The sequence below is a fragment of the Reyranella sp. genome (genome assembly GCF_050185545.1).
Lineage (GTDB): Bacteria > Pseudomonadota > Alphaproteobacteria > Reyranellales > Reyranellaceae > Reyranella.
Window position 1 is genome coordinate 1 of record NZ_JBFWZI010000154.1, and the last position, 17,818, is coordinate 17,818.

Here is a 17,818-nt window from a genome sequence, read left to right on the forward strand (position 1 = left end):
CCCAGCCTGGTCATCCTCGCTGCCCTCGGCGTGCTGGCGATCGGCTATACCGTGCCGCCGCTGAAGCTCTGCTGGCGCGGCCTGGGCGAGATCGATGTCGGCGTGACGCACAGCCTCGGCGTCATCCTGTGCGGCTACGCCTTCCAGGGCGGCGCCTGGACCAATCCCTGGCCTTGGCTGGTCGCCGTGCCGCTGTTCTTCGCCATCCTGCCCGCCATCACGCTCTCGGGCATCCCCGACTATTCGGCCGATCGCGCCGTCGGCAAGGGCACCATCGCCGTGCGCCTGGGGCCGCGCATGGCCGTCCGGCTGGCCCAGGCGACCACGGCAGCGGCGGCGGTGACGGCGGTTGCCCTGCTGCCGCGCCTGATCGACTCCGGCATCCTTGAAGCAATCCTTCTGCTGATCGTGCCCTATGCCATCGCGCAGGTCGTGCTGATGGAACGCTACCTGCAGCGCCAGCTGGAGCCGCGCCGCATCGACGGGCTGATGGCGTTGGCGCTCACCTACATCGTGTTTTTCGTCGCCATCCCGCTCTGGGTGCTGGTGTGAGCGAGCCCGAGCGCGCCGTGCTCACGGCGCGGGGCCTCGCCAAGACCTACGGCTCCGCGGCCGGCCGTGTCCATGCCCTGCGCGGCGTCGATTTCGAGCTGGCGCGCGGCGAGCTGGTGGTGCTGCTCGGCCCCTCCGGCAGCGGCAAGTCGACCCTGCTCAATCTCCTCGGCGGCCTCGACCGCGCGAGCGACGGCAGCCTCCTCTTCGGCGACCTCGACCTTGCGGCGCTCGACGAGCGTGCCCTGACGCTCTACCGCCGTCGCCATGTCGGTTTCGTCTTCCAGGCCTACAACCTGATCGCCAGCCTGACCGCTTCCGAGAACGTGGCGCTGGGTGCGGCGGGCATCGAGCGCGCACTCGCCCCCCGGGAGGCGCTGGCCCATGTCGGGCTGGCCGATCTCGCCGACCGCTTTCCCGCGCAGCTCTCCGGCGGCGAGCAGCAGCGCATCGCGGTCGCACGAGCGATCGTTCGCCAACCGGATCTGCTGCTGTGCGACGAGCCCACCGGCGCGCTCGACTCGGCGACCGGCGTGGTGGTGCTCGAGGCGCTCGCTCGCGTGAACCGCGACTTCGCCACCGCCGTCGTCGTGGTGACCCACAACGCCGTGATCGCCGGCATGGCCGACCGCGTCGTCCACCTCGCCGACGGCGTCATCGTCCGCTCCTACCGCAACCAGGCGCGCGCGCAAGCACGCGACCTCGCATGGTGATCGGCCTGCTCGACCGCAAGCTCTTGCGTGACCTCTGGCACTTGCGCGGACAGGGGCTCGGCATCGTCCTCGTGCTGGCCTGCGCCGGCGCCACCGTCGTCATGTCCTTCAGCGTCCAGCATTCGCTCTTCGAGACGCGCGCCGACTACTACCGCCGCTGCGGCTTCGCCGACCTGTTCGCCACGCTGCCGCCAGCACCGCTGTCGCTGGCCGACGCAGTGCGGCGCATTCCTGGCGTGGCCACCGTGGCGGCGCGCGTCGTCGGTTCGGGCGGGATTGCCCTCGACGGCATCGACGAGCCGATCCCGGCCCGGATGATCTCGCTGCCGGAACCGGATGGCCCGGCCATTAACGGGCTGGCGCTGCAGCAGGGCCGGATCCCGGCAGGCGATCGTCCCGACGAGGTCGTGATCGACGCGGGCTTCGCCAAGGCGCACGGCCTCGGCCCCGGCAGTCGCCTGACCATGACGATCGGCGGACTCAGGCGCACGCTCATCATCGTCGGCACCGCCCTCTCGCCCGAATTCATCTTCGCCCTGGGGCCCGGGCAGATCGTGCCCGACGACCGCCGCTTCGCCATCGTCTGGCAGGATCGCCGGGTTCTGGCGGAGGCGCTGCGGCTGGGCGATCGCTTCAATGACCTCGCGATACGGCTCGCCCCCGGCGCCTCGGCTTCCGCGGTGAGCGAGGCCGTCGACCGGCTGCTGGCGGCCGATGGGGGCGGCGACGCCGTTCACGACCGCGCCCGCCAGCAATCACATGCTTTCGTGCAAAGCCAGCTCGAGGAGCTTGGCGCCATCGGCATCCTGGTGCCGGCGATCTTCCTCGGCGTCGCGGTCTTCCTGCTGCACGCCTCGATGCTGCGCGTCATCGAGCTGCAGCGGCCCGAGATCGGCATTGTGAAGGCGCTCGGCTTCGACGACGCGACGGTCGGCCGGCACTACGTGAAGTTCGCACTCGCGCTGGCGATCGCGGCGAGCCTGCTTGGCCTGCCTGTGGGCGTCGCGCTAGGCCGAGTGGTCACCCAAATCTATGCCGGGTTCTTCCGCTTCCCCTTCCTGCACTACGAACCGGATCTGCCGGCCGTTGCCGGCGTCATCCTGGTCCTGGGCGCGGCCGCAGCGATTGCGGCCCTGCAGCCGGCGGCGCGCGCCGCCGCCTTGCCGCCGGCCCGCGCCTTGCTGCCGCCGACACCCGCCAGCCCCAGGGCCGTCGTGGGCGAGCAGATGGTGCGGCGCCTCGGCGTACCGGCCGTCCTGGTGCTGCGCCAGCTCGCGCGCCATCCGCTGCGCGTGCTGCTCACGACATTCGCGGCCGCCTTTGCGGTCGGCCTGCAGATCGCCACGCTGTTCAGCTTCGACGCGCTCGACGAGATGGTCGACGTCTTCTATGGCCGCGCCCAGCGCCAGGACGCGACCATCACCTTCGCCGCTCCTCTGCCGCCTGCGGCGCTGGCCGACATCGCGCGCTGGCCGGGCGTGCGCCGGATCGAGGGCCGCCTCGACCTGCCGGCGCGCCTCACGCTGCGCGGTGCGGCGCGCGACGTCGTGCTCACCGGCCTGCCCGCCGACGGCACCCTGCAGCGCCTGCTCGATACCGCACTCGAGCCGGTGTCGCTCGCCGAGGGCGGCCTCGCCGTGTCGCGCCGGCTGGCCGAGATCCTCGGGGCGCGAACCGGAGACAGCGTAACCGTCAGCCCCGCTACGGGACGCCCGTTCGACATCGCCGTCGCGGCGATCGTCGAGCAGTATATCGGGCTCGGCGCTTACATGGACCTCGCCGCCCTGGGCCGTCGGCTGGACTCGGGGCCGATCGTCACCGGCGCCGAGGTGAAGCTTGCCGACAAGGACCGGACCGACTTCCTTCGCGCCCTCAAGGCCTCATCCGTGGTCGCGAGCTACATGCCGCGCACGGCAACCATTGTGGCCTTCCGCGAGACCATGGCCCGCACCCTCACCATCATCGTCTCGGCGTTCGTGGCTTTCGCCGCCGTCGCCGCCTTCGCGATCGTCGACGCCACCGTCCGCGTCGCCCTGTCGGAGCGCCTGCGCGAGCTCGCCATCCTGCGCGCCCTGGGCTTCGGCGAAAGCACGATCCTCCTCATGCTGGCGGGTGAGCTCGCTTTCGCTGTCGCGCTCGCCCTGCCATTGGGGGCGGCCGTGGGAATCGGCCTCGGCCAGGTCATCGTCTGGACCCTCGACAACGACCTCTTCCATGTGCCGCTGGTGGTTGGATGGCGCAGCTACGCCATTGCCATCGGCATCGTCTTGGCAGCGGCGGTCGTCTCTTTTGCACTGGCCGCACGGCGTGTCCGCAAGATCGACGTGCCCGCCGCCCTGCGGGCTGCAGCAACGTAAGCGGCAGTCTCATCCTCCTCCCCAGCTCCGCTGGGGAGTTGTCCGCGTCTTCGAGGACCTGCCTTCGCCGAAGCGAAGCCGCTTCGGCTTCGCGCATGCAGGCGGAGGGGTCATGGTCTTCCGGACCGCGGGCGTCTCGCCCGCTCATGATCATGAGGCGGGCGAGACGCCCGCGATCCGAGAATCATGACCCCTCCGTCGCCGTAAGACGGCGACACCTCCCCAGCGAAGCTGGGGAGGAGATTGATGCTAGAAACTCAGCCTCACGCAGTCGCGGGCCGCGATCGCATTGTCGCGCGCCTCGCCGCGGCCGATCTTGCCGTTCATGGCGAGGCCGCGCGTCTGGCTTTCCATGGTCGACTGCAGCGTGTCGGACGTCGGCTTGGCGGCGATCACCGCGGCGTAGATCTGCTTGCCGTCGGGCTTGAGGTTGGCCGCGCAGGCATTGGCTGCCGCCATGTCGGCATGGGCAAGGGTCGCCATGCCCAAGGTCGCGAGAGCTCCCATCGCCACCAGCATCTTCGTCATCATGTCTGTCTTTCCTTGTTGGCATTGCTTGTCGATGTCTCATGAAGCCTCGACCGCTGCAACGGGGATGTCCCGTGCCACGGGTGGCAGATGTCAAAGTCGCGTCTTGCCGGTACGCCGTCGAATTGGGCTCCCTTCCGGCCGGCGCCTGCGCCGCCCGCCTGTTTCGGTCGGGCCTTGAGACTCGTGGGCCTCGACCCGACCCTGAAGCTGCGATAGCAAGGGCCGGACGGGAGCTTGCCAAACACCATGGAAACCTTCGACTACGTCATCGTCGGCGCCGGATCGGCCGGCAGCGTGCTGGCCGGCCGGCTGAGCGAGGACGGGAACGCCACGGTCTGCGTGCTGGAGGCCGGCCCCCGGGACTGGCACCCCTTCATCCATATCCCGGCCGGCTTCATGTACACGCTGGTCAATCCCAGGGTGAACTGGCTCTACACCTCCGAAGCCAGCGAATGGACCGGCGGGCGCCGCATCGCCGCGCCGCGCGGCAAGACCCTGGGCGGATCGAGCTCGATCAACGGCCATATCTACAATCGCGGCCAGCGAATGGATTTCGACGGCTGGGCGCAACGCGGCAACCACGGCTGGGGCTATGCCGACGTGTTGCCCTACTTCCGGCGCAGCGAGCGGCGCATCGGCGAAGCCGACGACATTTTTCGCGGCCGCGAGGGCAATCTGCCGATCACCGATCTCGACTGGCGCGATCCGCTGTGCGAGGCCTTCATCGAGGGCGCGGTCGAGATGGGCATTCCGCGCAACCGCGACTACAACGGCACGATGCAGGCGGGCGTGAGCTACGTCCAGCGCATCATCCAGAATGGTCGGCGCATGAGCGCCGCGCGCGGCTACCTGCGTCCGGCGATGGGCCGCCCGAACCTCACCGTTCGCACCAACGCCCATGTCTCGGAGATCCTGCTCGAGGGCAAGCGCGCGGTCGGCGTGCGCTATCGCCGCGGCGGCCGTAACGGCACGCCAAGCGAGGTGCGCGCCAACAAGGAAGTGATCCTGTGTGGCGGCACGGTGAACTCGCCGCAGCTTCTGCAGGTCTCGGGGATCGGGCCGGCGCCGCTGCTGCAAGCACACGGCATCACGGTTCGCCACGAGCTGCCGGGGGTCGGCGAGAATCTGCGCGATCACTACGCGCCGCGTTTCGTCGCCCGCGTCAAGAATGCCGAGACCATCAACGAGAAGTCGCACGGCCTCAGGCTGGTCAACGAGGTGCTGAAGTACGCCTTCACCCGCAAAGGCATCCTGGCGCTCAATCCGACCCTGATCTACGTGTTCTGGAAGTCGGACGAACGGGTCGACAATTACGACCTGCAGCTCACCTTCACGCCCGCGAGCTACAAGGAGGGTGTGCAGTCGACCCTCGACGACTTCCCCGGCATGACCATCGCCTCCTGGCAGCAGCGGCCCGACAGCAGCGGCTATGTCCGAATCAAGTCGGCCGATCCGTTCGACCATCCGGTCATCCAGCCCAACTACCTGACCGCCGAGAGCGACCGTCACGTCCTGCTTGCCGGCATGAAGCTGGCGCGTCGCCTGCTCGCCTCGCGGCCGCTCAGCAAGTATTACGACCGCGAGGAGTTTCCCGGCGCCAAGGTGCAGTCGGACGACGAGCTGCTGGGCGCCGCCAAGCAGCGCGGCACCACCACCTTCCACCTCATGGGCACCTGCCGCATGGCGCCCGACAGCGATCCGACCGCGGTGGTCGATGACCAGCTGCGCGTACGCGGCGTCCAGGGCCTGCGCGTCGTCGACGCCTCGATCATGCCGACCATGCCCTCGGCCAATCTAAATGCGTCGGTGCTGATGATCGCCGAGAAGGCCTCCGACATGATCCGCGGTCGCCAGCCGCTCGAAGCGACCATTCTGAAGGATTGACGCCCCATGGCCGAGGCGGAGGGCAACGAACCTGCAGTCGATGCCATCGCCCGGCTGGTGCCTGCGACGCTGAAGGCCCTGCACGCCCTCGAGTTCGCCGCCCGGCACCTCTCGCCGGCCACCCTGCTCCAGCTGATCCAGGCGATGGACGGACGCGATGACGACCTCGGCCCCGCGCTCGACGATTCGCGCGCCCTCGATTGGCCCGGCCGCCTGGCGCCGGTGCGCGACTGCCTGGAACCCGCCGCGGAGGCGGCGGCCGAAGGCATCGCCGGCCTGCGCGCCGCCCAGGACGAGCCGCAGCCCATCGTCGCCGCCTACCGGGCGCTGCGCAGCTACGCCAAGGGGGCCGCCGCGCTCTATCCGCTGGCGGCTTTCCTGCGGCCGGTCAGCCAGTTCTTCCTGGAGCAGTCGGCACGCGGCGACCCGGCCGTGAACGAGCGGCTGGCCGGCGTCGATCAGGATCGCGAGCGCGTCGGGGTGATGCATGTGGGCGGGCCACCCGGCACACGCGGCGCCTTCTCGCTGTACGTGCCGGAATACTACGACGCGGCCGTGCCGATGCCGCTGGTTGCCGCCCTGCATGGCGGCAGCGGCAACGGCGGCGCTTTCCTGTGGAGCTGGGTCCGCGAGGCACGCACGCGCGGCTTCGTCGTGCTGGCGCCGACCGCCATCGGCACGACGTGGTCGCTGATGGAGGCGGGCATCGATGGCCCGAACATCGACGCCATGGTCGAGCAGGTCGCCGGCCAGTGGCCGATCGATCGCGCGCGAACCCTGCTCACCGGCATGAGCGACGGCGGCACCTTCACCTACGTGCTGGGCCTGCGCGGCGACTGCCGGTTCTCGCATCTGGCGCCGGTCGCCGCCGCCTTCCATCCCATGCTGATCGGCTTCGCCGACGCCCAGCGGGTGCGCGGCCTGCCGATCCACATCGTCCACGGCGCCCAGGATTGGATGTTCTCGGCGGAATTGGCGCGCACCGCCCGGCAGGTGCTGGGCGACGCCGGTGCCGATGTCGTCTATCGCGAGGTTGCGGACCTGTCGCACACCTATCCGCGCGACGAGAATGCCCATATCCTCGACTGGTTCCTGGGGACACGAGATCATGTTCCTCCCCCGTAATCGACCCGTAATCGGGGGAGGTGCCCCGAAGGGGCGGAGGGGAAAGCCTCAGTCGCGATGCCTGCAATTCCGACGTCGGAATGAGAGAGATCGCGGCTGTGGCCTTCCCCCTCCGGCCCTGCGGGCCTCCCCCGATGACGGGGGAGGGAAACAATTGGGGAGACCCACCACGTGACTTCGATTGCAAAAGGCGGCAAGGCCCTCTATGGCGCGCCTCTCGGCATCCTGATGCTGGAAGCGCGCTTTCCGCGTATTCCGGGCGACATGGGCAACGCCACGACCTGGCCGTTTCCCGTGTTGTACAAGATCGTGCCGGGCGCCAATCCCGAGTCCGTCGTGCTCAAGGGCGCAGCCGGACTGTTGCCGAACTTCATCGATGCGGCCGCCGAGCTGGTGCGCCATGGCGCCGAGGCGATCACCACCAATTGCGGTTTCCTGTCCCTCTTCCAAAATGAACTGGCGGCGAACGCCAAGGTGCCGGTGGCGACCAGCTCGCTGCTGCAGGTGCCGTGGGTGCAGGCCACCCTGCCGCCCGGCAAGCGGGTCGGCGTCGTCACTGTCAGTGCCGCCTCTCTCACGCCGAAGCATCTGGAGGCAGCCGGTGTGCCGTTGGACACGCCCGTCATCGGCACGGAGAACGGCCAGGAATTCTTCCGCGTGCTGATCCTGGGCGAGAAGGACGACATGGATGTCGCCAAGGCCGAGCAGGACATTCTCGACGCCGGCCGGGCGCTGGTCGCCGGCCATCCAGAGGTCGGCGCCATCGTCCTCGAATGCACCAACATGCCGCCCTATGCAGCCGCCTTGCGCGACGCGCTCGGGCTTCCCGTCTACGACATCTATTCCTTGATCACCTGGTTCCATGCCGGACTCAGGCCGCGCCGCTTCTCGCGCTAGAGCGTCATCGGTTCAAGCCCGAACCTAACCCTTCGAGACGCCACGCTCCGCGTGGCTCCTCGGGGTGATTTTCTCTCTGCTGGTTCAACTTCGGACAATCACGCGCTGGCGGTCTCGTCGATCCGGTTGGTGAAGCGCGCATTGCCGAGGCCGGTGCCGATGGTCAGGATGCCCCAGCGGTGGATGTCGGTCATGTTGGGGACCTCGCTCAGCCCCTGAACGACCGCATCGTTGTGGATGATCACCACCGGCTCGTGCCCCTCCAGGCGTGGCAGTCGCGAAGCTACCTCGGCGTGCAGCTGGAAATCCTCGCCTTCCCAGTTGCCGGGCAAATTCTGGCCGCCGGTGAGGATGACGCCGCGTTCGTCGATCTGGCCAGGGCAGCCGATGCCGACAAACGGCGCCAGCTTGAGCTTCTCCTTGCCGGCGAGCCGGATCAGCTCGTGCGCCATCTCCGCCAGTCGATCCAGCGTCTGGCCGCGCGACGGCTGGTCGTCGCGGTGACGCCAGTGCAGGTGCTTCCACACCTCCGCCTTCGCCAGGTTGCCGCCCTTCTTCATGTTGAGCTCGACGACGCCCACCCGCAGGTTCGTGCCGCCGACATCGGCGGCAATGATCCCGTCGTGCCCGGCCAGCACCCAACTCGGCGCAAGATGGACGGCGCCGATCAGCCCGGCCCGGTCGGGATGATGGGTGATGGTGCGCAGGTCGATGGCCACGCCCTCGCCGGCCAGCGCAACCGCCGCCCGCCCCATGGCAAGCTCGCCGATGTGGCTGGCGCTCAGCCCACCGCCGATCAAGATGCGCTCCGTGTCCCGCCAATTCTCGAGGTGCAGGAAGCGGCGCACGACGGTGGCCAGCTCGACGGCAAATTCCTCGACGACGGTGTGCACGAGACCGGCAGCCAGCGGGTCGTCACCGGCCAGCACCTTGTCGAGCTTGGACTTGGAGATCTCGTGGCTCGGCGTGTCGCCGAACGGATCCTCGCCGAGCGCCTTCAGCTTCTCGCGCCAATCCTCCAGGATCGATCGAAAGGCGCGACCGCTCGCCCGATCGCCGACGAAGCCTTCCTCGTCGCGCAGCACTTCGTTGTAAGTGTCGACCGTAACGGCCGGAAGGACGCGACCACCATGCCCCAACACCGAAGCCGCTTCCACCTTCGGTGCATCGTTCGTCATCGTACTATCAGGAATTGCCGCCTCCCCGCACCGCGTCCGCGCGCCACGAGAAGACAACGGGTGGCCTGAAGCAGGGTTGCGCTCTTACACCGGAGTTAGGGCACCGGAGTTAGGGCACCGGCCTTAGGGCACCAGACTCACGGCCGGGCGCCCCCCATGACCCGGCGGGCCTGGCGGATCAGCGCCCGATCGACGGGGCGGGTGGCGAGCTGGCTCTTGCGCGCGGCCATGCGCTCGCCGGTGCCGACGAGATCGAGCCTGGAATGGCGCAGGAGCGGGAAGACATTCTCCTCCTCGGCTTTCATCAGCCGGCATGCCAAATCCCCCAGGTCGCGGACGTGGGAATCGAACTCGCGATGCTCGGCCGGCATGCGCTCGACCTCTTCGATGAGGTCGAGCAGCACCTCGTGATCCACCCGCAGCGCATCGATCCGCCCCCTGTCCTCGTCATCCAGGACGGCCTCGGCAGCCGGGTAGAAGACCTCGGCCTTGATGGCGTGGTGGTTGGCCAAGGCATGACAAATGCGCAGGGCGAGCTTGCCTTTCTCGACGCCGTCCATCGTGCCGGCACGACGTGCGAATTCGCGGACCAGCTTCTCGATCGCGTTGTGCTCGGCGGTCAGCAGCACGAGGGCATCGTCCGGATTGACATCGTCCGCGTCGCCACGTCGTCGCGCCTGCGCGGCCTTCCTGCGGGCAGCACTCATGGATCCCTCCAGACACCCCTTCGAGAGACGAAACGTCGGCCTGCGCCGGAAGTTGCGGGCCCTGGCCCCGAGGTGTCGCGCGCTACTTGCCCGGGGGTGCCGCCGGCTCGCCGAGCGACAGCATCAGCCGGTTGGCCCAGTTGAAGAACGACGCCGCATTGATGACATCGACGATCGACGCATCGTCCAGCCCGGCCTTGCGCAGGGCATCGACCTGCTCGGCGCCGAACGTGATCGGCGTCGACGTGAGCGCCACCGATGCCGCAACGATGGCGTTCCAGCGCTGATCGAGATCGGCGCCGACCCCTTCCGCCAGCAGGCGATCGACGTCCTCGACCCGCTTCGAGTAGGTCGCGGCGAAGCGCGCATGCACCGAGGCGCAATAGATGCAGCCGTTGAAGCGCGAGGTCGCGGCGGCGGCCAATTCGCGCTCGGCGCGCGGCAGGCCAGCATCGGGGTTGTAGAAGATGTCCTTGTCGGTGCGGGTGCGCGCTCCGAGAACCTCGGGATCGCGCGCCAGCAGGCGGAAATAGGCCGACTTGGCGCGCGACGCATCGACCAGGCCTTCCATATGCCGCGCCGTCAGGTCCTGTTCCGCCATCGGCTCGAGCCAAGGCAGCCAGTCGAGCATATCGCGGGTAAACACCACCGGCTCGACATGCGGCGGCGTGGAAAGCACCTTGTCGGTCATGCGGGCCTCGCGTTCAGGGCGCGCAAGCCGGCGACGACCCTGATCTGGTAGGACAGAAAGGCGACGAGCTGGGAGATCACCACGATACCCGTGGTCGACCAGCCGGCGTCGATCAGCGACTGGAGATAGGCCGGCGCCGAATCGCGCGGATGGAACACAAGCATGTGCGTATGCTCGAAAGCGGCGGCAAGCCGAGGACCGAGCGAGGCCCGGCTGGCCGCGTCGAGGCGATGCACCGGGCCGGTCTGGTCCTCGCTGCTGAGCGGCCCCTTGGGATAGTGGCCGTACGGCCCCGTGCCTTTGGCGGCGGCTGCCGCCGCGGCGATGGCCTCCTTCAGTCCCGCCGGCGCGCCGGCGCCGGCGAGCCCCGCGTCGTAGAACGCTGCCATCTCGGGGCGGCCGTGCAGGCCGATCACGAAACAGGCGATGGCGAACCGCTCGACCTTGCTCGCGTCGGCTTCGCTGAGCGGCGAGAACAGCGAGTCGTAGCTCGCCTGGGCATGCAGGCGGGCCTGCGGACGCTGGTCGCGAATCGCGTGCAGCGGCGAACCAGGGGCGATCCCGGCCAGCGTGTCGATCACATCGGGCATTCTTCTTCCTTGTCCCCCAGTCATTTTCAGGCGACTCGCCGCTCGCTGTCGAGCTCGGCCTTCACCCATCCCAGGGCCGGCGCCACCTTCTCGGCGACCAGCTCGATCGAGCGCAGGATATAGGGATGCGGCGGATCGATCGAATGAACCTGCACGGTGAGATCGGTCGCCCGGGTGAGCGTCGCCTCGGCCTGCAGCGAGGCGATCACATCGTCCGGCGTGCCGATATGGACGTCGAGCGCCGCGATCAGATCGCCGACGAGATTGCCCGAGCTGAGATTGCCCGTGGCGGCAAGCCGATGGCGCAAGCGCGCCAGCCCGGTCTCGGCAAAGCGCATCGCTTCCTTGGCGTCGTCGGCCACGAACACGGTGCGCGAGGCGAGGATGCGCGGCGCTCGTCCTCTGGGCAGTGCCTCCAGATAGGCATCGATCATCGGATTCTGGATATCAGCCAGCGAGGCTTTCGGCGCATCGGTCGGGCGCGGCTGGGTTCGCGACAGCATCAGCCCGTCGCCCGCCGCGCCGGCGCGGCGTGCCCCCGCCACCGAGAAGGTCGCCTGCCAGATCCGGTCGACCAGGGTCGGGCTCGCCGGGTAGAGCCGGTCGCCACCCGGCAGCGCACCGCCTGACCAGGCCGTGCGCATCAGCTCGAGGTTGCGATCCATCAGCGTATGGCGGTCGTTGGCGTCGAGCCCGAAGGCGGTGAAGGCGGTGAGATTGCCGCCGGGGCCGACGCCGACCTCGAGCCGGTTGCCCGACATCAGGTCGGTCACCACGGCATCCTCGGCGACCCGCACCGGCAGCTCCAGCGGCAGGGTCACGATGCCGGTGCCCAGCCGGATGCGCGACGTCCGCGCCGCCGCCTGGGCCAGGAACACGAAAGGTGAGGGCAGGCCGCCCTCGCCCTCGTGGAAGTGATGCTGGGCGATCCACGCCGAATCGAAGCCGCAGCGCTCGGCGTGCAGGATCTGCTCGGTCGCCAGCCGGTAGCGCTCCGCCGCATCGACCTGGTCGAGCAGGCGGGTGAAAAAGCCAAGACGCTTGGGAACCATCGGGTCAACCTTGGAGCGGGATCGGGGGCGAAGCAAGGATGGGTATCTTCATATCCCTCCCTCGTCATCGGGGGAGGTGGCCCAAGGGCCACAGGGGGAGAGCCTCATCCGTGATCCATGAGATTTCGACGTCGGAATTTCATGGATCGCTACTGCAGCTCTCCCCTCCGCCCCGTATGACGGGGCACCTCCCCCGATTACGGGGGAGCAGGAGATGTGTCCGCCCGCAGCAGCCAGCCGTCGGACGTCCGAAGCCGCTCGAAGCGGACCTCGAGCAGCGGGTTGGAGCGCCACGGAGTGACGCGCTCCCGGCCATGAGCTTCCGTCGAGAAACGCGCCGGTCTCATCGTACGAACGTCACATCCTCGAGGTTGCTGCGGACCTCCCAGTGATGGCGCTCGAGCTCGGGATCGAGATGCTCCTCGGCGGGAAGGCCGAGGCAGAGATAGGCGACGAGGTTCCAACCCGCCGGCACGTCGAGCACGTGCTTCACCGCCCTGGGGTCGAGGATGGAGACCCAGCCCATGCCGATGCCGTCTGCCCGCGCGGCCAGCCACAAGGTCTGAATCGCGGCGACCACCGAGTAATGCAGCGTCTCCGGCATGGTCTGCTGGCCGAGCCCGCTGCCGCTGTGCGTGCCGTCGTCGGAGAAGACCGCGAGATGCACGGGCGCTTCGCGCAGCCCCTCGAGCTTCAGTCCGGCATAAATCGCATGCTTCTCGCCGGCATAACCTGCCAGCGCCTTTTCGTTGGCGTCGGAGAAGCTCTTCACGACGGCATGGCGACGCTCCGGTGATTCGACGTGGACGAAGCGCCACGGCTGGCTCAGCCCGACCGACGGCGCGTGGCTGGCGACCTCCAGCACGGCGTCGATGCGCGGACGCGCGATGGCATCGCGGCGGAATCGCCGCACGTCGCGACGCCACAGCACCAGATCGCGGAACCGGGCGCGGAAGTCGGCATCGAAGGTCGGAGTCATGTCTGCTGCCCGTCGATGAAATGAAAGAACGTCCCGCTCACCGCGCCGCGACGTGCGCCGGCTTCCGGCACGGCCTCGCCGGCAGCATCGCGGCACTCGACGAGGGGCTCGTCGCCACTGGAGAGCACGCTGGCAAAGTGGAACTCGTGACCGAAAATCTCGCTGCCCGCGGCGCCCAGCGGACAGTCCCTTTGCAGGCGTGCACGGCGATAGCCGAGATGCAGGCGACGCTGGGCAAACGAGGTCTCGAGCGCCAGCAAACCTGACATCGCATGGCGCCGTCCCAACTGATCCACGAGTCCCTGCCCCAGCACCATGTAGCCGCCGCATTCACCATGAATGGACACGCCACGCGCAGCGAGTGCGCGCAAGCCATCGTGGAAACGGTTTGCCGCGGCCAAGGCTCCGGCATGCAGCTCGGGATAGCCGCCCGGCAGCCACACGACGTCACAACCCGCATCCGGCGGCTGATCGGCGAGCGGCGAAAAGGGCAGGATCTCGGCGCCAGCCTCGCGCCAGCGCGCGAGCAGATGCGGATAGATGAAGGAAAAGGCCTGATCCTGCGCGAGCGCGATGCGCTGCCCGGGAGGCGAAACAACGGGCGCCGCATCGACGGTCGCCGATGCCATCGCCAGCCGCGATGCCCGTGCGCAGCTGCGCACCCCGTCGAGGTCGACAGCCGCCGCGATGACATCGGCAAAGTGCTCGAGCCGCCGGTCGATCTCGGCCGTCTCGACCGCCTGCACCAGGCCAAGATGGCGCTGCGGCAACGCCAGCCTTTCGTCACGCCCGAACGCACCGAACAGCCTGACGCCGACACGCGCAAAGGCAGGCGCAATCAGGTCGAGGTGCCGGGGGCTCGCGACATTGTTCAGGATCACGCCGGCAACCACGACGTCCGCGCGATAGCCCGCGCAGCCTGTGGCGATGGCGGCCGCGGTCTCGGTCTGGCCCGCGACATCGAGCACCAGCACGACCGGCCAACCGAGCAGCGCCGCCAGATCGGCCGTCGAACCGCGCCCCGCCTGCCCGTCGCCCGCCGCGCCATCGAACAGGCCCATCACGCCCTCGACGATGGCGAGATCGGTGGATCCCGCGTCGCGCGATACGAGTTCGGCGAGCGTGCGCTCGCTCATCGCCCAGGTGTCGAGATTACAGCTCGGCCGCCCGGCGGCAACCGTGTGAAAGGCCGAATCGATATAGTCGGGGCCGCACTTGAACGGCTGCACGGCAAGACCGCGGCGCGCAAAAGCGCGCATCAGGCCGAGCGCGACGGTGGTCTTGCCGGCGCCCGAGCGCGGCGCGGCCACGATCAGCCCGGGCCGGCTCACCGCCATGGCACCAGCGACGCGAGAAGCTGGCTGCGCAGCGCGGCGATGGCGCCGATCACGACGATGCAGGGCGAGCCGATGCCGTGCCGCGCCGCATCGGAGGCGAGCGAGCCCAGCGTGCTGTCGACCACCTTCTCGTCGGCCGTCGTGGCACCCTGGATCAGCGCCGCCGGCGTGTCGGCGGCAAGACCGCCCTGCTGCAGGGCGGCGGCGATCCCGGCAAGCCGGGTCATCGGCATGTAGAGCACGATCGGCTGGCCGAGCCGCGCCAGCGCCGCCCAGTCGGCGATCGAACGCTCGTCCTCGGCGCGATGACCGGCGGCGAGGACGACGGCGTGATTGGTGTCGCGCGAGGTTGCCGGAATGCCCGCCAGGGCTGCCGCCGTGAGGCCGGAGGTCAGGCCGGGCACGATGCGAAAGCGGATGCCGGCTTCGGTAAGCGCCGAGACTTCGTCCCAGCCGCGCCCGAAGACGAACGGATCGCCGCCCTTCAGGCGCACGACGCGGCGGCCGAGCCGGGCGCGCCCGATCAGCACCTCGTTGATGTCGCTCTGGGGTGACGAGGGCTGGCCGCCGCGCTTGCCCGCGGCGATCAGCTCGGCGCCGCGCCGCGCCAGCGGCAGGATGCGCGAATCGACCAGCGCGTCGTGCACGATGTCGTCGGCCTTCGACAGGGCATGCAACGCCAGCACCGTGAGCAGCCGCGGATCACCCGGGCCGGCGCCGACCAGCCACACCTCGCCGGGAGGGAAGGCCGGCAGACCGGGAAAGTCGTCGAGGGTCACGATCCCCTGCCACGGAAACGTCGCTGATAGGCCGCGTCGTAGAGCGCGCTGTCGCTGAAGTCGCGCGCGCCCAGCACCTTGCCGACCAGGATCAGCGCGGTGCGCTCGATCGGCTGGCGCGCGACCTCGCCCACGATGCCGGCGAGGGTCGCGCGGATGACCCGCTCATCGGGCCAGCTCGCGCGATAGACCACGGCGACCGGGCAATCGGGCCCGTAGAAGGGCAGCAGCCGCGCCACCACCTTGTCGAGGACATGGATCGAGAGATGGATCGCGAGGGTCGCGCCAGTCGCGGCGAAGGCTTCGAGCGTCTCGCCGGACGGCATCGTCGAGGCCCGCCCCGACGTGCGCGTCAGCACCACCGATTGCGCCAGCTCCGGCAGGGTCAGCTCCTGCCCCAGCGCAGCGGCGGCGGCGGCGAAGGACGGCACGCCGGGCGTTATCGTCCAGGCGATGCCGAGCGCTTGCAGGCGGCGCAGCTGCTCGCCGAGCGCGCTCCACACCGAGAGATCGCCGGAATGCAGCCGCGCCACGTCCTGCCCGGCCTCGGTGGCGCGTCGGCATGCGTCGATGATCTCGTCGAGCGACATCGGTGCGGTGTCGACGATATGCGCGCCGGCCGGGCAATGATCGAGCAGCGCCCTGGTCACCAGCGAGCCTGCGTAGAGGCACACCGGACAGCGCGCGATCAGGTCGCGACCGCGCACGGTGATCAGATCGGCCGCGCCCGGACCGGCTCCGATGAAATGCACGGTCATCGGCCATCTCCCACCGCAATGGCGCAGGTCACGCGCGCCGACGCAAGTCGCGGGCCGAGCAGGCGCCCGTTGCGACCGGCCGCGACCAGTGCCGCCGCCTCGGCAATCGACGGCAGGCCGGTGGCCCGCCGCACGCGCAGCGACCGCGTCAGGAGCCTGTCGGTCACGCTCCGCAGGTCCGCGGTGGTGCAGCCCACGGCTTCTACCGACAAGCGCCGCGCCGTTTCCTGAAAGCCCGGCTCGTTCGCCTTGTTGGCCTCCGTGGCAAGCAGGTCAATGCGTTCGGCATCGTGCAGCGCATGCGCCTGGCGCACCAGCGCCTCGATCTCCTCAGCCGTGGTGCCGAGGCGAAATCCCACGCCGGCCACGATCACGGCTTCCGGACGCGCCATTGGACGATCGGCGCGGCCTGGCGCCAGACGAAGACGCCGCCGGTGCCGGCCCTGCCCGCCTTCGCCACTTCAAGGCGGACCAGCTCACCGCCGTGGCGCTGGAACAGCTCGATCAACCGCGCCTCGGATTGCAGCGACACGGCGTTGGCGACCAGCCGCCCGCCGGGCTTCAGGTGCGACCAGGCGGCTTCGAACAGGCCGGGATCGGAGAGGCCGCCGCCAATGAACACCGCGTCGGGCGCCGGCAGACCCGCAAAGCCCTCGGGTGCCTTCTTCTGCACGATCTGCAGATCGGGGGTGCCGAGGGAAGCGGCATTGCGTGCCGCGCGCGCGGCGCGCTCGGGGCGATCCTCGATGCCGACGGCCTTGAGCGAGGGATGGCGCAGCAGCCATTCGATGGCGACCGATCCTGCGCCCAGGCCGACATCCCACAAGAGCTCGCCCCAACGCGGAGCCAGCGCGGCGATGGCGGCGGCCCGCACCTCGCGCTTGGTGAGCTGGCCGTCATTCTCGAACAGGCTGTCGTCGAGCCCGGGCGCCAGGGCCACGACGGCAGCGCCGGACGGGGCCACCACGTCCAGCGCGATGGTGTTGAGCGCGCCGACATCGGCGAGATCGAATCCGGCCGCCGTTGCCTGGCGGATGCGCTCGCGCGGACCGCCCATCGCCTCCAGCACGGTCAATCGAGACTGGCCCATGCCGCGGGCAACCAGCAATTCGGCAAGCTTCCTCGGCGTGTCGCCGTCCCACGACAGCGCGAAAATGCGAGCGCCGGGTTGCAGATGGCGCACGATGGCTTCCAGCGCCCGGCCGTGCAGGCTGACCAGCGCCACGTCCTGCAGCGACCAGCCGAGCCGCGCGGCCGCCAGGCTGAAGGACGACGGCTGCGGCAGGCAGAGCGTCTCCGCCGCGGGAATGGCGCGCAGCAGGAGATTGCCGACGCCGTAGTGGAAAGGATCGCCGCTCGCCAGCACGACCACCGGCCGGCCGCGATGCTTCGCGACCTCCGGGATCGCTTCGCCCATCGGGCTCGGCCAGGCGAGCCGCCGGCCGCTGATCAACGAATCGGCCAAGTCAAGATGACGCTTGCCGCCGACCACCAACTCGGCCGACTCGATCAGCGCCCGGGCGCTCGATGACAACCCCGCAACGCCATCCTCACCGATGCCGATAATGGACAGCCAGCGCGACGGCAGGCCGGTTGGAGGTTCACTTTTCACTTGAGGGCTCGCGGCAGGAAACCTGACTCTTCCGCTGGGAGCGCGCCACTCCGATGGCGCTCATTTTCTCGATCAT

At 69.2% G+C, this 17,818-nt stretch carries 18 protein-coding genes; 6 read left to right on the forward strand and 12 right to left on the reverse strand.

From position 1 onward, the window contains the following. The 3 genes from AB7O82_RS28945 to AB7O82_RS28955 all read left to right on the forward strand — a co-directional run. The coding region (locus tag AB7O82_RS28945; RefSeq protein ID WP_428620812.1) for a prenyltransferase at positions 1–552 on the forward strand (552 nt) is incomplete at its 5' end. Then, the gene (locus tag AB7O82_RS28950) at positions 549–1,265 is read left to right on the forward strand and encodes an ABC transporter ATP-binding protein (protein WP_428620813.1); all 717 of its coding nucleotides are present in this window, start codon (positions 549–551) and stop codon (positions 1,263–1,265) included. The genes AB7O82_RS28945 and AB7O82_RS28950, both read left to right, overlap by 4 nt. Further along, positions 1,259–3,622, forward strand: a complete 2,364-nt coding sequence (locus AB7O82_RS28955; RefSeq protein ID WP_428620815.1) for an ABC transporter permease — start codon at positions 1,259–1,261, stop codon at positions 3,620–3,622. Before AB7O82_RS28950 ends, AB7O82_RS28955 begins: the two co-directional genes overlap by 7 nt. Positions 3,623–3,871: 249 nt before the next feature. On the opposite strand, the gene AB7O82_RS28960 is transcribed toward AB7O82_RS28955, so the two are convergent. Continuing rightward, positions 3,872–4,153 carry a hypothetical protein gene (locus AB7O82_RS28960; RefSeq protein WP_428552365.1) on the reverse strand — a complete coding sequence of 94 codons (282 nt, stop codon included), beginning with the start codon at positions 4,151–4,153 and terminating at the stop codon, positions 3,872–3,874. A 246-nt stretch (positions 4,154–4,399) separates the two neighbouring features. On the opposite strand from AB7O82_RS28960, the gene AB7O82_RS28965 reads away from it, so the two are divergent. The 3 genes from AB7O82_RS28965 (at position 4,400) to AB7O82_RS28975 (ending at position 8,059) form a co-directional block, all read left to right on the forward strand. Beyond that, positions 4,400–6,037: a GMC family oxidoreductase gene (locus AB7O82_RS28965; RefSeq protein ID WP_428552368.1), complete on the forward strand. Its 1,638-nt coding sequence runs from the start codon at positions 4,400–4,402 to the stop codon at positions 6,035–6,037. A gap of 6 nt (positions 6,038–6,043) precedes the next feature. Then, complete coding sequence (locus AB7O82_RS28970) at positions 6,044–7,162, forward strand: phospholipase (RefSeq protein ID WP_428552370.1); 1,119 nt, start codon at positions 6,044–6,046, stop codon at positions 7,160–7,162. A 171-nt stretch (positions 7,163–7,333) separates the two neighbouring features. After that, positions 7,334–8,059: an aspartate/glutamate racemase family protein gene (locus AB7O82_RS28975; protein ID WP_428552373.1), complete on the forward strand. Its 726-nt coding sequence runs from the start codon at positions 7,334–7,336 to the stop codon at positions 8,057–8,059. A gap of 98 nt (positions 8,060–8,157) precedes the next feature. On the opposite strand, the gene AB7O82_RS28980 is transcribed toward AB7O82_RS28975, so the two are convergent. From AB7O82_RS28980 to cbiE, 11 genes are all read right to left on the reverse strand, one after another. After that, positions 8,158–9,237, reverse strand: a complete 1,080-nt coding sequence (locus AB7O82_RS28980) for an ROK family protein (protein WP_428620817.1) — start codon at positions 9,235–9,237, stop codon at positions 8,158–8,160. Positions 9,238–9,374: 137 nt separating this feature from the next. Beyond that, a complete protein-coding gene (locus AB7O82_RS28985) occupies positions 9,375–9,944 on the reverse strand; it encodes a hemerythrin domain-containing protein (RefSeq protein ID WP_428552378.1) in 570 nt (189 codons plus the stop codon). Positions 9,945–10,026: 82 nt separating this feature from the next. Continuing rightward, a complete protein-coding gene (locus AB7O82_RS28990) occupies positions 10,027–10,635 on the reverse strand; it encodes an alkylhydroperoxidase domain protein (RefSeq protein ID WP_428552381.1) in 609 nt (202 codons plus the stop codon). Beyond that, on the reverse strand, positions 10,632–11,225 hold the full coding sequence (locus tag AB7O82_RS28995) for a CMD domain protein (RefSeq protein ID WP_428552384.1): 594 nt from the start codon (positions 11,223–11,225) through the stop codon (positions 10,632–10,634). The genes AB7O82_RS28990 and AB7O82_RS28995 overlap by 4 nt, the downstream gene beginning before the upstream one ends. 26 nt (positions 11,226–11,251) lie before the next feature. Further along, positions 11,252–12,277: a putative FMN-dependent luciferase-like monooxygenase gene (locus tag AB7O82_RS29000; protein WP_428552387.1), complete on the reverse strand. Its 1,026-nt coding sequence runs from the start codon at positions 12,275–12,277 to the stop codon at positions 11,252–11,254. A gap of 343 nt (positions 12,278–12,620) precedes the next feature. Further along, positions 12,621–13,256, reverse strand: a complete 636-nt coding sequence (gene bluB, locus AB7O82_RS29005; RefSeq protein WP_428620819.1) for a 5,6-dimethylbenzimidazole synthase — start codon at positions 13,254–13,256, stop codon at positions 12,621–12,623. Next, positions 13,253–14,593: a cobyrinate a,c-diamide synthase gene (locus AB7O82_RS29010; RefSeq protein ID WP_428620820.1), complete on the reverse strand. Its 1,341-nt coding sequence runs from the start codon at positions 14,591–14,593 to the stop codon at positions 13,253–13,255. Before AB7O82_RS29010 ends, bluB begins: the two co-directional genes overlap by 4 nt. Beyond that, the gene (cobA, locus tag AB7O82_RS29015; RefSeq protein ID WP_428620822.1) at positions 14,584–15,372 is read right to left on the reverse strand and encodes a uroporphyrinogen-III C-methyltransferase; all 789 of its coding nucleotides are present in this window, start codon (positions 15,370–15,372) and stop codon (positions 14,584–14,586) included. Before cobA ends, AB7O82_RS29010 begins: the two co-directional genes overlap by 10 nt. Continuing rightward, positions 15,369–16,130, reverse strand: coding sequence for a precorrin-4 C(11)-methyltransferase (cobM, locus tag AB7O82_RS29020; RefSeq protein WP_428555308.1), 762 nt, complete (start codon positions 16,128–16,130; stop codon positions 15,369–15,371). The genes cobA and cobM overlap by 4 nt, the downstream gene beginning before the upstream one ends. Beyond that, positions 16,127–16,522 (reverse strand): cobalamin biosynthesis protein, encoded by a 396-nt coding sequence (locus AB7O82_RS29025; protein ID WP_428620823.1) that lies wholly within the window; start codon positions 16,520–16,522, stop codon positions 16,127–16,129. The genes cobM and AB7O82_RS29025 overlap by 4 nt, the downstream gene beginning before the upstream one ends. Beyond that, positions 16,501–17,742 carry a precorrin-6y C5,15-methyltransferase (decarboxylating) subunit CbiE gene (cbiE, locus tag AB7O82_RS29030; protein ID WP_428620825.1) on the reverse strand — a complete coding sequence of 414 codons (1,242 nt, stop codon included), beginning with the start codon at positions 17,740–17,742 and terminating at the stop codon, positions 16,501–16,503. The genes AB7O82_RS29025 and cbiE overlap by 22 nt, the downstream gene beginning before the upstream one ends. Between the last annotated feature and the right edge of the window lie 76 nt (positions 17,743–17,818).

Excerpts from the sequence above, each read along its gene's own strand:
- AB7O82_RS28955 (WP_428620815.1), top strand. The coding sequence starts at position 1,259 with ATGGTGATCGGCCTGCTCGACCGCAAGCTCTTGCGTGACCTCTGGCAC.
- AB7O82_RS28960 (WP_428552365.1), bottom strand. The coding sequence starts at position 4,153 with ATGATGACGAAGATGCTGGTGGCGATGGGAGCTCTCGCGACCTTGGGC.
- AB7O82_RS28965 (WP_428552368.1), top strand. The coding sequence starts at position 4,400 with ATGGAAACCTTCGACTACGTCATCGTCGGCGCCGGATCGGCCGGCAGC.
- AB7O82_RS28970 (WP_428552370.1), top strand. The coding sequence starts at position 6,044 with ATGGCCGAGGCGGAGGGCAACGAACCTGCAGTCGATGCCATCGCCCGG.
- AB7O82_RS28980 (WP_428620817.1), bottom strand. The coding sequence starts at position 9,237 with ATGACGAACGATGCACCGAAGGTGGAAGCGGCTTCGGTGTTGGGGCAT.
- AB7O82_RS28985 (WP_428552378.1), bottom strand. The coding sequence starts at position 9,944 with ATGAGTGCTGCCCGCAGGAAGGCCGCGCAGGCGCGACGACGTGGCGAC.
- AB7O82_RS28990 (WP_428552381.1), bottom strand. The coding sequence starts at position 10,635 with ATGACCGACAAGGTGCTTTCCACGCCGCCGCATGTCGAGCCGGTGGTG.
- AB7O82_RS28995 (WP_428552384.1), bottom strand. The coding sequence starts at position 11,225 with ATGCCCGATGTGATCGACACGCTGGCCGGGATCGCCCCTGGTTCGCCG.
- AB7O82_RS29000 (WP_428552387.1), bottom strand. The coding sequence starts at position 12,277 with ATGGTTCCCAAGCGTCTTGGCTTTTTCACCCGCCTGCTCGACCAGGTC.
- bluB (WP_428620819.1), bottom strand. The coding sequence starts at position 13,256 with ATGACTCCGACCTTCGATGCCGACTTCCGCGCCCGGTTCCGCGATCTG.
- AB7O82_RS29010 (WP_428620820.1), bottom strand. The coding sequence starts at position 14,593 with ATGGCGGTGAGCCGGCCCGGGCTGATCGTGGCCGCGCCGCGCTCGGGC.
- cobM (WP_428555308.1), bottom strand. The coding sequence starts at position 16,130 with ATGACCGTGCATTTCATCGGAGCCGGTCCGGGCGCGGCCGATCTGATC.
- AB7O82_RS29025 (WP_428620823.1), bottom strand. The coding sequence starts at position 16,522 with ATGGCGCGTCCGGAAGCCGTGATCGTGGCCGGCGTGGGATTTCGCCTC.